Genomic DNA, 12,571 nt, shown 5'->3' on the forward strand with positions numbered 1-12,571 from the left:
TCAGCTTGAACGCTGCCTAGCTCGTCAGCTCAGGCGCGGGGGCGCCGGTGAGCCTGACGTCAGTGATCGTGCGCCTGGTGAGCGCGAACGCGCCGACCAGTGCGGCGAGGGCGAAGCAGCCGAGCTGGACGCGGCCCGCACCGAAGGCGACGGCGAGGGGGCCCACGGCGAGCAGGCCGATCGGTGTGGCCACGAAGGAGAAGAATCCGTCGATCGCCATGATCCGCGACAGCATCGCCTCGGGCACCTTCTCTTGCACCAACAGGTTCCAGGCGAGGTCCAGGAGGCTCAACGCGGCGCCGGCGACCACGAAGGACGCCGAGAGGATCCAGACGTTCACGTGTGTGCCGAGCACGAGCATGGGAACGCACCAGACGACGAAGGCGATCATGATCGTCTTCATCGGCCACGTCACCGTCACCTTGGCGAGGAAGAACGCGGCGACGAAGACGCCCACCGCCTGGGCGGACCTGGCGAAGCCCCAGCCCTCGCTGCCGATGGTGTCGTCGGCGATGACCGGGCCCAGGACGTTGATCGCGCCGCTGACCAGCGCGTTGAAGACCAACGCAGCACATGAGGCCGGGATGACCCAGCCCAGCCGGCGCGCGTACGCCCAGCCTGCGACGAAGTCCCCGATGACGCTCGCCTTCGCTTGGGTGCGGTCACCTGCAGGCAGGCGCACGAGCAGGAGCAGCGCCGCCGCGACGAGATAGGTCGCCGCGTCCACTCCGAGGGCCAGCCCCGGCCCGACCGTCGCCACCAGCACGCCCGCGACTGCTGGGCCGAGGATGCCGACAGCGCTCGTGGCTTGACCGATGAGCAGGAACGCGGCCTGGCGCTCCTCGGCCGGCAGCAGGATCGGAACCATCCCGAGGAACGCCGGATAGCTGACGGCGAAGACGAGCCCGGCGACAGCCTGCAGGACGACGCGGTGCCAGATCTCGGCATGCCCACTGATGACGAGGCCGGCTGTGAGCGCCTGGGCGATGCCTTGGACGAGGTTGCACCCGCGCAGCACCAGGGTTCGAGGCAGCCGGTCGGCGATCGCTCCACCCAGCATCATGAACACGACCATCGGGATGCTCGACGCGGCAAGCACCCAGCCGAGGGCCGATGCCGAGTCGTCGATGTCGAGGACAGCGAACGCCAACGCCACGCCCGCCATCGACGAGCCGATCCGGTTCACGACCTGACCGATGAAGAAGTAGCGGAAGGCCGGCGCTGCCAGCGGCGACAGTCGGCTGCTACTCACCGGGAGAGTGAAGCGGCAAAGCTGCCCGGGGGCAAGAATCGGGCGCTCCTACGCGACACGTCCGCACATGCCGAAGTCGGTTGTTCCCAGCGGCTGCCGGCGACCAAGATGAGGGGATGCGCTCTCCAATGTCGATCTGTCCCCGATGAAAGGGTTCCGAAGGAGTACGGGCCGCTCGCCCCGCGTAACAGCCCGTGGTGCGCTGAAGGCGCCCAGCGGCTACGACGCTCTCGTCGCGGTCGGTGTGTCGCTTACAGGGCCGGTGGCGACCTGGTCGTCCAACCACGGCGAAGCGGATTTGCATGCGAGGTACGAGAACCCGCCGGGTGGAGCCAATTTCCCATTGACCATCGGGTCACGCCGCTCGGGCTCGTCCCGCGGGTGGCCGTGCAGGACTGCCCACTGGATCGCGAGACGGAGCTCGGCCACCTCGGCCAGGCGCCGTGCTCGGAGTGCGTCCGTGGCCATGGTCAGCAGCTGTCCCGCACTCGCCTCATCCGCAGCCTGGGGCGACTGCCGACCGACGAGAAGGAACGAACGACACACCCTGATTCCATCGAACACATGTTCGACCCACAAGGTCTGGAGAGAATGTGGACGGGTTATCGAGGCGCGCTCCGCTCGCGGCGCTTGACCGCGCTGCGATCCGACATGAGGGTGGACGCAGGAGAGTGCCATGGAGGACGACTACGTCAGTGTTCGCTACATCGTCGACGACGTGCAGGCGGCGATCGACTTCTATGTCGACCACCTCGGGTTCGAGCTGCTGAGCCATCCGGCGCCGCCTTTCGCCGACGTCGTACGAGGCCGGCTGCGGCTCCTGTTGTCGGGGCCCGCGAGCTCGGGTGGTCGCGCCACGCCAGCAGAGGAGAGCGGGCCGGGCCGCAATCGGGTCCAGCTGGTCGTGGTCGACCTCGACGCGCAGGTGGAGCGGTTCCGCGCGACGGGCGTCGTCCTGCGCAGCGACGTGGTCGAGGGGCCCGGCGGACGCCAGGTCCTGGTGGCCGACCCCGCCGGCAACCTCGTCGAGGTGTTCGAGCCCGCGTCGAGCTGACCGACTGTACGGCTGACGATCGCCAGATGGATCGCGACATGTCCGCAACGCCTCCTGCGCACCTCCTCGCGCCGTTCCTCGCCGCGGCTGATGCGGTGGCGCGCGAACGCGAGGACGTCGACGCCGAGACGGCGCGCGAGGTCATGGGCGAGGCCGCGACCCTGCTCCACAACGGCCTGGCCCTCGACGGGCTGGACGAGCACGACCGCGCGGTCGTGGTGGCCGGTCTCGCCTCAGCCCTCGTGTCGGAGGATCCGGGTGACGCTGTGCGGTCACGCGCTGCGGCCGTGCGCGAGGGCGACCCGAACCTGCACGACCCGGCGGAGGTGCGGGCGGCGTACCTCGTCTCGGCATCGGTGCTTCAGCTGTGACGTCTGTGCGCTGGAATGCTGGAGAAGGCTCCCCCGAGCTCAGGCGAGTTCAGCACAGAGGTCGCGGACCCGCGCCTGGCTGACGTCCATCCCGACGAAGTCCCCGTCGGCGGAGATCAGGAGAGTGACGGGCCCGGTGGTGGCCAAGGCCGTCGCGCCGATCCCCGCTTCGCCATAGAGGAAGTTGTGGCCGCTCGCCCGGATCTCGGTGCTTCCGTCAGGCAGGTCGACGAAGCGGAAAGCCCCCGTGGCGTTGACCGTGACCGAGTTGTCGGGATCGCTGAGATTGGTGACCGTGACTCGCAGCCCCGGGGAGGGTGCGATGCCGGAGAACTGGGGGTTGTTCGGCAGGGCGACGAAGCCTTCCTTGCCAGCGGCCACCACCGAGATCGCGAACGAGCACGCCTCCCCGGCCGCGATGATCTCGGGCGTCGGGTCGACGGAGGTGGGAGGCTCACCGGTCGCGGCAGGCACCGGCGACAGGAGCGCGGCAGTCAGCACTATCAGTGAGACCGAAATAGCCGGTCGAAGCATTGTGGGCTCCTCTCGTACGAGACGCCCAGAGTCGAACATGACGGCGGTCGGTGTCTTCGCTCGACTTGGGTAAGAGTCGCAACCGTTGGTCCGGTCCCGCGTGGAACGTGGTGCCATCGGGTCGCCGGACGACGCGGGAGGAGGAAAGGAGGAAGCGATGACGACGACGGACTCTCCGCGCTACGTGGTGGCCACCTACGTCAAGGCGGGCAGGGACGACGACTTCGAAAGATTCATGCGCGACGTGGTCGTGCCTGCGGAGGTTCGAGCGCGACCACACCAGGTCGGCATGTGGCATCTCATGCGTCCGGCCACAGACCCACCCGAGGGGTGCACGCGCGCCTGGCTCATGACCTTCCACGGGCCGTCGACACTCGACGACTGGAGCCTGGAGCCTCTGTTCACTGAGGCGTACGGGGCCGACGCGGCACGGGAGCACCTGCAGAACTTCGAGGACATGGTCGACGGCGAGCAGACCGTCTACGCGCTCGACGGCGAGAGCGCCCTCTGACTGAACGTCGGGGCCAGTCCGACAGCCCAGGCCCAGCCCAGGTTGTCTGCGTGGACCCCAAATGGAGCCCCGGTGCGCCACGTTCCCCCTGGTCCCACGAGGCACGTCTCTGAGCGTGTGGGTGACGGTGACGTCGGCCTTGCCGAGCGCCTCGTCGAGGATCGACTGCGCAGGCACGATCAAGCGCCCGCATCTCGCGACGGGAAGGCTGAGGGCATGACGACAGCGTCGGACACCTTCGCCGACTTCCTCGACACCCTGGCTGAGACCCTCGACCTCGGTGGCGAGGAGCGCGCGCGACGGCTCCACCTCTCGCGCCACCACCTCGACCGGGTCGTGTCCGCGACGGGAGGCGAGCCACCGGAGCGCATGCGCCGGCGGCTGCTGCTCGAGCGGGCGGCGTACGTCCTGGCCACCAGCGACCGGCAGGTGCTGGACGTCGCCGTCGAGGCGGGGTTCGGCTCGCACGAGGCGTTCACCCGGGCCTTCAGGCGTGCGTACGGCGAAGCGCCCAGCCGCTGGCGTCATCACCCCACCCGCACCCAGATCGCGGCTGCGAGCGAGGTGCACTTCCACCCGCCGGGCAGCCTGCGGCTCCCCACCACGACGAAAGTGACTCCCATGGACCTGATGACCCGGATGATCGAGCACCACCTGTGGCTGACGGGCGAGATGCTGGAGCGTGCCGCGCGGCTCACCGACGTCGAGCTGGACGCCGCGATCGAGCTGCCGATCGGCACGATCGACGACGACATGACCATTCGCTCCGTGCTCGGCCGCATCGTGGGCCAGCTCGCCCAGTGGAACGCCGCTGCCGACCAGCGTCGCTACGACTGGGGCCAGGAGCGGGGCAAGTCCGTGAGCACGCTGCGCCGCGAGCTCGCCGAGGAGGGACCAGCGTTCCTCGCCCAGGTCAGGACGACGATCGCGGAGGGGCGTCTCGACGACACCTTCCTCGACGTCACCTGTGAGCCCCCGCGCGCCTTCTCCTACGGCGGCATGGTCGCGCACGTGCTCACCTTCGCCGCCGTACGCCGCCTCGTCGTGCTCGGTGCCTACGAGAACCTCGGCATCACCGACCTCGACGCCGGCGACCCGGCGGAGTGGGTGGCGCGACCGGTGAGCTGACCTGCCTCAGCGCAGGGTCAGCCAGAGGCCGACGGCGGTCGGGACGAAGCCCGTCAGCAACCAGGGCGACAGGACGCGCTTGCCGTGGATCCCCAGGGCGGCAGCGACCGCGAAGGCGCCGAACACGCCGGCCAGCACGTTGAGGCCGACGCGGGAGCTTGCGGGCGCGTCGTCGAGGTGGACGGCGGCGAAGACCAGGCCGACGACCAGGTGCAGGATCGTGGTCACGGCCAGGGTGGACATGACCCATCGCTGCACCCGGGCCAGGTCCCGGGCGTCCCGCTCCGGATCCTTGACGACGTGTCGGGGCGCGTCGAGGTCGAGGAGGTGGCGACGGCCCTTCTCCCGGCGGCTGGCTGGGACGCTGCTCGGCATGTCTTCCTCCAATTCGTTGCTGTGACGACTGTGGGGCCGCAGGACTCAGGTCTGCCGCAGCACCAGGACCGAGTGGGCCTGCAGCAGGAGCGTGCTGCCGGCCACCGCGGGCGTGCCGACGGCGATCGCGTCGTTGGTGGAGAGCACGACCTCGCCGTGGTGCACCCACTGGTTGTCCGGGAGGGTCAGCTTCTCGTCGTCGCTGCTGGCGTTGAACCAGATCATGAACGACTTGTCGCGCACCTGCTCGCCTCGCGGCCCGGGGTGGCGCAGCGGGGCGCCGTTGAGGAACATCCCGACCGTGCGGCAGGAGTCGTCGTTCCAGTCGTCGGTGGACATCTCCCGACCGCTCGGGTGCACCCACACCAGGTCCTTGATGCCGCCCTTGATGGTGGGCCGGCCCACGAACCAGTGGCGCTGGCGCAGCACGGGGTGCTCGCGGCGCAGGCGCAGCGCGGTCTTGGTGATCTCGTAGACGTCGAGCCAGGCGTCGTCGGGCTGCCAGTCGATCCACGAGGTCTCGTTGTCCTGGCCGTAGGCGTTGTTGTTGCCGCCCTGGGTGCGGCCGCGCTCGTCACCGGCCGTCAGCATCGGCACCCCGCTGGAGAAGCAGAGCGTCGCCATGAGGTTGGCCGCCTGGCGACGGCGTACGGCGATGATCGCCTCGTCGTCCGTCTCGCCCTCCACCCCGCAGTTCCAGGAGCGGTTGTTGTCGGTGCCGTCGCGGTTGTGCTCGCCGTTGGCCTCGTTGTGCTTGTGGTTGTAGGACACGAGGTCGCGCAGCGTGAAGCCGTCGTGGGCGGTGATGAAGTTGACCGAGGCGTAGGGGGAGCGGCCGTCGTCGGCATAGAGGTCGCTCGACCCGGCCAGGCGCGTGGCGACGGTCCGTACGCCGGCGGCCTGGCCGCGCCAGAAGTCGCGCACCGTGTCGCGGAACTGGTCGTTCCACTCGATCCACGGCGGCGGGAACTGTCCGACCCGATAGCCGTCCATCGAGGCGTCCCACGGCTCGGCGATGAGCTTGATGTGCCGCAGCACCGGGTCCTGCCCGATCGCGGTGATGAGGTGGCTGCCCATGTCGACGACCTGGTTGGTGCGGGTCAGGGCGCTCATCAGGTCGAAGCGGAAGCCGTCGACGTGCATCTCGTTGACCCAGTAGCGCAGCGAGTCGAGGATCATCCGCAGGCTCTGGGTGTGGGTGGCGTCGACGGTGTTGCCGCACCCCGTCACGTCCCAGTAGGTGTCCTGCATCGGCCTCGCGTCGTGGCCGCCCGCCGGCGGGTGCACCACGCGCTGGTAGTAGCCCAGGTCGTCCAGTCCTCGGAAGCTCAGTGTCGGGCCGAGCGGACCGGCCTCGGCGGTGTGGTTGTAGACCACGTCGAGGATGACCTCGAGGCCGGCCTCGTGGAACGCCTTGACCATCTGCTTGAACTCGGTGACCTGCTGACCGCGGTCGCCGGACGCGCTGTAGGCGTTGTGGGGGGCGAAGAACCCGAGGGAGTTGTAGCCCCAGTAGTTGACCAGGCCGTTCGCCGCGAGCGCCGGCTCGGAGAAGAACTGGTGCACCGGGAGCAGCTCGACGGCCGTGACGCCCAGGTCGCGCAGGTAGTCGGTGACCGCAGGCGTGGCGAGGCCGGCGTAGGTGCCCCGGAGCTCGGCAGGCACCCGGTCGTGCAGCTGGGTCATGCCCTTGACGTGCATCTCGTAGATGACGGTGTCGCGCCAGCGCCGCCGTGGGGAGGTGTCCGCTCCCCACTGGAAGTCGTCGTAGACGACCACGCTGCGCGGGACGTACGGCGCCGAGTCGAGGTCGCTGAGCTTGTCCGGCGCTCCCATGGTGTAGCCGAAGATCGCGTCGTCGACGACCAGGTCGCCGGACACGGCCTTCCCGTAGGGGTCGAGCAGCAGCTTGGCGGCGTTGAAGCGCAGCCCCGCGGCCGGATCCCACGGGCCGTGGGCGCGATAGCCGTAGAGGGTGCCGGGCCGCACGCCAGGCAGGGCACCGTGCCACACGCCCAGCGAGTGCTCGGTCAGCTGGTGCCGCACCTCGGCGCCGTCGTCGTCGAACAGGCACACCCACACGGCCTCGGCGGCGGGGGCGTAGACCGCGAAGTTCGTCGCCTCCTGGGACCACGTCGCTCCCAAGGGGTAGTGGCGACCCGGCCAGACGTTCATCGTCTCGCCGTGGTGGGTCCAGGTTGTCGTCACGCAGGCCATTGTCCGCGAGACCGGGCCTCACGGCACAATGCGCCCACGACCCGGCCGCGCCAACCAGGAGGAGCAACCATGGAGTTCGTCTCGATCGACGTCACCGACGGGGTCGCCGTGCTGCGGCTCGACCGCCCCAAGATGAACGCGATCAGCGTCCAGGTGCAGGCAGACCTGCGCGAGGCGGCCGCGGAGCTCGGCGAGCGCGACGACGTACGAGCCGTCGTGCTCTGGGGCGGCGGGCGCGTGTTCGCCGCCGGCAACGACGTGAAGGAGATGGCCGACCTGTCGTACGCCGACATGGTGAGGGTCTCCACGTCGGTGAGCTCGGCCACCACCGCCCTCGCGAGGATCCCCAAGCCGGTCATCGCCGCCGTGAACGGCTACGCCCTGGGCGGCGGCTGCGAGCTCGCGCTCTCCGCTGACCTGCGCTTCGCCGCCGAGGACGCGGTCTTCGGCCAGCCCGAGGTGCTGCTCGGGATCATCCCCGGCGCGGGCGGGACGCAGCGACTCACGCGCCTGGTCGGCACGGCAAAGGCGAAGGACATCATCTTCACCGGACGGTTCGTCAAGGCCGACGAGGCGCTGCGGATCGGGCTGGTGGACCGGGTCGTGCCCCCAGAGAAGGTGCTCGAGGAGTCCGTCGCCTACGCCTCGCAGTTCAGCGGGGCGGCAGCACTGGCGATCCGGGCGGCCAAGGAGTGCATCGACCGGGGGAGCGAGGTCGACCTCGACACCGGGCTGGAGATCGAGCGGCAGCAGTTCGCCGCGGTCTTCGCGACGGAGGACCGTACCCGCGGCATGACCTCGTTCGTTGAGAGCGGACCGGGCAAGGCAACATTCGTGGGACGTTGACCCGGTCGAGCAGGCCGATCACGACGACATAGGGAGCTGGCGTGGCCAGGAAAGACACGACAACGCAGGACCGGGACACCCGGGACAGGAGACGTTCAGTGGGCGCTGTGGCAGCAAAGGTCCGGACGAAGGTGGCGCAGCTGCTGTGGCTGGCGTGCGCGTTCTGCGCACTCCTGCTCGCGGTCGGGGCGTTGCTGGTCGCGCTCGACGCCAACCAGAAGAACGACCTGGTCGACTTCGTGATGGAGTCCGCGGACACCGTGGACCTGGGGGTCTTCTCTCGCAAGGGCGGCATCAAGCAGTTCCGCGGAGAGGGCGCCGACGTCAAGAACGCCCTCTTCAACTGGGGCCTGGGTGCGATCGCCTGGCTGGTCGTGGGACGCATCCTGGATCGCATCATCAAGCCCTGAGGTCTACTGTCGACGCATGTCGCCATCCCGCGTACGCACCCATGTCCGCCGCAGCGCCGCCGCCGGACTGACCGCCACCCTGGCAACCGTGGGGCTGGTCGCCACGGCGCCCGCCGCTGAGTCCGCCAGCACGTCGATCTCCTACACCTGCACGGCCCCCGACCTCGGCCCCGACAGCTTCACCCTGCCGGTCGTGCTCGACACCAACGCCCCGGCCCGGATGGCGGTGGGCCAGTCGGTCCCCGTCACGGTGACCGCGAGCGCGGTGCTGCCGGGTGCCGTGGCCCGGGCAGCAGCGTTGCGGCCGGCGACGGCCTTCGAGGGTGCGTGGACGCTGAGCGCCACCTTCGGCACGTCCGTCACCGCCGTCCCACAGACCATTGCGCGCACGTCGCTCGGCGTCCAGACCACCCCGACGCCGGTGCCGTTCACGGCCGGCTCCGCCCCGATCACGTACACCGCCCCGGCCACACCCGGCCCCGTCGAGATCACCGCTGGCGACATCTCGCCCGGCACCCTCCAGTTCTACAACGGCGACGCAGCCGCAGGAGGCCCGTCGGCCATCACCTGCACGGCCCCGCCCGGGAAGGCCCCGGTGATCGACACGATCGCCGTCGTCGCGACGTCCACGACGTCGCTGACCCTCGACAGGACGGCGTCCGAGTACGGGCAGGACGTCACCGCCACCGCCAAGGTGACGACCACCTCGGGCACGCCGGACGGCGACGTGGCCTTCTCCGTCGACGGCCTCGCGACCAAGGCCAAGGTCGGCAAGGACGGGGTCGCCACGCTGGTGCTGCCGGACGCGCCCACCGGCTCCCACAGCGTGACCGCGACCTTCGTCCCCCGCGACGCCACGACGTACGACGGCAGCACCTCCGCCCCGCAGGTCTGGACCGTGGCCAAGGCCCGCACCCGGATGCGCGTCCCGGTGACGGGCCGGACCACGACGGTGGCCACCCGGGTCGGCGTCAAGGCCAAGGGGGTGTTCGACACCGTCCCGACCGGCAAGGTGCGGATCAAGGTGAAGCGCATCGGCAAGCCTGGGAAGTGGGTCAAGGTCCGCACGCTCGACGACGGTGCCGCGCGAGCGGGCTTCGGCCGGCTGAAGAAGGGCCGCTACCAGGTCGTGGTGGTCTACCGCGGCGACGCCAACCACCGCTACCTCAAGAAGACGAAGCAGTTCCGCGTCACGCGGGGCTGACCTTCCCGACGCGGAGGACCCCATGCACCGATCCCTGGTCGCCATAGCCTCGACCGTCCTGCTCGCCGCGGGTGCGGTGCCCGGCGCGCCGGCGTCCGCCACCGCGCCACCGACGAGCACCACGCTCGTCCTCAGCACCACCACGTCGGCGTACGGCCAGAGCGTCACGGCGACGGCGACGGTCTCCGCCAAGCCCGGACCTCCGCAGGGCGACGTCGTCTTCTCCGTCGACGCGAGCACCGTCAAGGCCAACCTCGGCGCGGGCGGCAGCGCCACCGTGATCCTCCCCGACGTGCTGGTCGGGCAGCACGCTGTCGTCGCCACCTTCGTGCCGCAGATCCCCGCCGAGCAGGAGGGCAGCACGTCGCCGGCCCAGACCTGGGTCGTGTCGCAGGCGCGGACCCAGCTCCAGGTGCGCGTCATCGGCAAGGGGGCGCGGATCCCCACCTCGGTCCAGGTGAAGGCCGCCGGTGACTTCGGCACCAGGCCGACCGGTCGCGTCAGGGTCGTGATCCGCCACCTCGGGACGGGGGAGACGCGCAGGGTCACCCAGCTGGATGCCTCGGCGGTCGCGCTGACGGGGCTCGGTCGGCTCCGGAAGGGCAACTACCGCCTGCGGGTGACGTATGTCGGCGACAGCCAGCACCTGCGCGAGCGGCGCTCGGGGACGTTCTACGTGCGGCGTCGCTGACGAGGCCTGCGTCACCTCAGGCGACCGTGACAGTGTCACTGTGAGTGACGCCACCCGGATCACCATTCCGTGCCGGGGTGACTGACTTGTAACCTCACGAGCACATCCGAGCTCACAGGAGGGGCCGCGAGGCCACACCACCATGAACATTGTTGTCTGTGTGAAGTACGTGCCGGACGCCACGGCCGACCGCAAGTTCGAGGACGACTTCACGGTCGACCGAGTCGGGGTCGACGGCCTGTTGTCCGAGCTCGACGAGTACGCCGTCGAGCAGGCCCTGCAGTTCCGCGAGAAGCGCGAGGGCGAGGAGATCGAGATCACCGCGCTGACCGTGGGCCCGGAGAAGGCGGTCGACGCGGTGCGCAAGTCGCTGCAGATGGGTGTCGACAAGGGCGTCCACGTCCTCGACGACGCCATCGCGGGCTCCGACTACGTCGCGACGTCCCTGGTCCTGGCGAAGGCGATCGAGAAGATCGGTGCCGAGTCCGGGGGAGCCGACCTGGTGATCTGCGGCATGGCGTCCACGGACGCGGCCGGATCGGTGATCCCGGCGATGCTCGCGGAGCGCCTCGGCCTCCCGCAGGTCACGCTCGCGTCCGTGATCGAGTCGCAGGGCGACCAGGTCCGGATCAAGCGTGACAACGAGGGCTCCACCGAGGTCATCGGTGCGACCCTGCCCATCGTGCTGTCGGTGACCGACCAGTCGGGCGAGGCTCGCTACCCGTCGTTCAAGGGCATCATGGCGGCGAAGAAGAAGCCGCTGGAGACCTTCTCGCTGGCCGACCTGGGCGTCGACGCCGGCGAGGTCGGCCTGTCGGTCGCCTGGTCGCAGGTGGAGGACACCACCGAGCGTCCGCCGCGCACCGCCGGGGAGATCGTCACCGACGAGGACGGCTCGGGCGCTGGCGCGCTGGTCGAGTTCCTCGCGTCCAAGAAGTTCATCTGAGGAGCTGCGTAGACATGTCTGAAGTTCTGGTTGTGATCGACCACGTCGCCGGCGAGGTCAAGAAGCCCACCTACGAGCTGCTCACCATCGCCCGTCGCCTCGGCGAGCCGGCGGCCGTGTTCTTCGGCTCGCCCGACCAGGCCGCCGCCGTGGCGGAGAAGGTCAAGGCGTACGGCGCCGCGAAGCTCTACGTCGTCGACGACGCCCAGACCAAGGGCTTCCTCGTCGCGCCGAAGGCCGAGGCCCTGCAGCAGCTCGCCGAGAAGAGCTCGCCGGCGGCGATCCTGCTGCCCTCGACGTTCGAGAACAAGGAGGTCGCCGGTCGCCTCGCGATCAAGCTGGGCTCGGGCCTGATCACCGATGCCGTCGACGTGCAGGCGGGCGAGAGTGGCCCGGTGACGACGCAGAGCGTGTTCGCCGGCAACTTCACCGTCCAGGCCAAGGTCACCCACGGCACGCCGATCATCACGGTCAAGCCCAACTCCGCCGCCCCCGAGGAGGCCGATGGTGCCGGCACGGTCGAGACGTTCGACGCGACCATCTCCGACGCCGCCAGGACCGCGCAGATCGTGGCCACCCAGCCGCGGCAGTCCACCGGTCGACCCGAGCTGACCGAGGCCGCCATCGTGGTCTCGGGCGGTCGTGGCACCGGCGGCAACTTCGAGCCGGTCGAGGGCTTCGCCGACTCGCTCGGCGCAGCCGTCGGCGCCTCGCGCGCGGCGGTCGACTCCGGCTGGATGCCGCACGCGTTCCAGGTCGGCCAGACCGGCAAGACGGTCTCACCGCAGCTCTACGTCGCCAACGGCATCTCCGGTGCGATTCAGCACCGCGCCGGCATGCAGACCTCCAAGACCATCGTCGCGGTCAACAAGGACCCCGAGGCCCCGATCTTCGAGCTGGTCGACTTCGGCGTCGTGGGTGACCTGCACACCGTGCTGCCCGCCGCCACCGAGCAGATCACCGCTCGCAAGGGCTGACCCTGACCCCAGCGTCGACGGACGCCCCCGACCTCGCCGGTCGGGGGCGTCCGTC

The 12,571-nt window shown here is 69.9% G+C and carries 14 protein-coding genes; 10 read left to right on the forward strand and 4 right to left on the reverse strand.

Annotation, left to right across the window (positions count from 1 at the left end):
* Window positions 1-16 precede the first annotated feature (16 nt).
* On the reverse strand, window positions 17-1,252 hold the full coding sequence (locus J3P44_RS18130; protein WP_255891864.1) for an MFS transporter: 1,236 nt from the start codon (window positions 1,250-1,252) through the stop codon (window positions 17-19).
* 676 nt (window positions 1,253-1,928) lie between these two features.
* Here J3P44_RS18130 and J3P44_RS18135 point away from each other — a divergent pair.
* Both J3P44_RS18135 and J3P44_RS18140 read left to right on the forward strand, forming a co-directional pair.
* Complete coding sequence (locus J3P44_RS18135) at window positions 1,929-2,306, forward strand: VOC family protein (protein ID WP_255891865.1); 378 nt, start codon at window positions 1,929-1,931, stop codon at window positions 2,304-2,306.
* Between the two features lie 38 nt (window positions 2,307-2,344).
* A complete protein-coding gene (locus J3P44_RS18140) occupies window positions 2,345-2,677 on the forward strand; it encodes a hypothetical protein (RefSeq protein WP_255891866.1) in 333 nt (110 codons plus the stop codon).
* 39 nt (window positions 2,678-2,716) lie between these two features.
* Here J3P44_RS18140 and J3P44_RS18145 read toward each other — a convergent pair whose 3' ends face one another.
* On the reverse strand, window positions 2,717-3,211 hold the full coding sequence (locus J3P44_RS18145) for a carboxypeptidase-like regulatory domain-containing protein (protein ID WP_255891867.1): 495 nt from the start codon (window positions 3,209-3,211) through the stop codon (window positions 2,717-2,719).
* Between the two features lie 157 nt (window positions 3,212-3,368).
* Here J3P44_RS18145 and J3P44_RS18150 point away from each other — a divergent pair, with 157 nt between their 5' ends.
* The gene (locus J3P44_RS18150; protein WP_255891868.1) at window positions 3,369-3,722 is read left to right on the forward strand and encodes a hypothetical protein; all 354 of its coding nucleotides are present in this window, start codon (window positions 3,369-3,371) and stop codon (window positions 3,720-3,722) included.
* A 216-nt stretch (window positions 3,723-3,938) separates the two neighbouring features.
* Window positions 3,939-4,850, forward strand: a complete 912-nt coding sequence (locus J3P44_RS18155) for a helix-turn-helix transcriptional regulator (RefSeq protein ID WP_255891869.1) — start codon at window positions 3,939-3,941, stop codon at window positions 4,848-4,850.
* 6 nt (window positions 4,851-4,856) lie between these two features.
* Here the strand turns inward: J3P44_RS18155 and J3P44_RS18160 are convergent, their stop codons facing one another.
* Both J3P44_RS18160 and glgX read right to left on the reverse strand, forming a co-directional pair.
* Complete coding sequence (locus tag J3P44_RS18160) at window positions 4,857-5,225, reverse strand: hypothetical protein (protein WP_255891870.1); 369 nt, start codon at window positions 5,223-5,225, stop codon at window positions 4,857-4,859.
* 45 nt (window positions 5,226-5,270) lie between these two features.
* Window positions 5,271-7,433 carry a glycogen debranching protein GlgX gene (gene glgX / locus J3P44_RS18165; RefSeq protein WP_255891871.1) on the reverse strand — a complete coding sequence of 721 codons (2,163 nt, stop codon included), beginning with the start codon at window positions 7,431-7,433 and terminating at the stop codon, window positions 5,271-5,273.
* A 78-nt stretch (window positions 7,434-7,511) separates the two neighbouring features.
* On the opposite strand from glgX, the gene J3P44_RS18170 reads away from it, so the two are divergent.
* The 6 genes from J3P44_RS18170 (at window position 7,512) to J3P44_RS18195 (ending at window position 12,516) form a co-directional block, all read left to right on the forward strand.
* Complete coding sequence (locus tag J3P44_RS18170; protein WP_255891872.1) at window positions 7,512-8,288, forward strand: enoyl-CoA hydratase/isomerase family protein; 777 nt, start codon at window positions 7,512-7,514, stop codon at window positions 8,286-8,288.
* A gap of 107 nt (window positions 8,289-8,395) precedes the next feature.
* Window positions 8,396-8,698, forward strand: coding sequence for a hypothetical protein (locus J3P44_RS18175; RefSeq protein WP_255891873.1), 303 nt, complete (start codon window positions 8,396-8,398; stop codon window positions 8,696-8,698).
* A 16-nt stretch (window positions 8,699-8,714) separates the two neighbouring features.
* On the forward strand, window positions 8,715-9,902 hold the full coding sequence (locus J3P44_RS18180) for an Ig-like domain-containing protein (protein ID WP_255891874.1): 1,188 nt from the start codon (window positions 8,715-8,717) through the stop codon (window positions 9,900-9,902).
* A gap of 22 nt (window positions 9,903-9,924) precedes the next feature.
* Window positions 9,925-10,593 carry an Ig-like domain-containing protein gene (locus tag J3P44_RS18185; RefSeq protein WP_255891875.1) on the forward strand — a complete coding sequence of 223 codons (669 nt, stop codon included), beginning with the start codon at window positions 9,925-9,927 and terminating at the stop codon, window positions 10,591-10,593.
* A gap of 142 nt (window positions 10,594-10,735) precedes the next feature.
* The gene (locus J3P44_RS18190; RefSeq protein WP_255891876.1) at window positions 10,736-11,539 is read left to right on the forward strand and encodes an electron transfer flavoprotein subunit beta/FixA family protein; all 804 of its coding nucleotides are present in this window, start codon (window positions 10,736-10,738) and stop codon (window positions 11,537-11,539) included.
* A gap of 14 nt (window positions 11,540-11,553) precedes the next feature.
* Window positions 11,554-12,516, forward strand: coding sequence for an electron transfer flavoprotein subunit alpha/FixB family protein (locus J3P44_RS18195; protein WP_255891877.1), 963 nt, complete (start codon window positions 11,554-11,556; stop codon window positions 12,514-12,516).
* Window positions 12,517-12,571 lie beyond the last annotated feature (55 nt).

The sequence above is a fragment of the Nocardioides astragali genome (genome assembly GCF_024436375.1).
Taxonomy (GTDB): Bacteria; Actinomycetota; Actinomycetes; order Propionibacteriales; family Nocardioidaceae; genus Nocardioides; species Nocardioides astragali.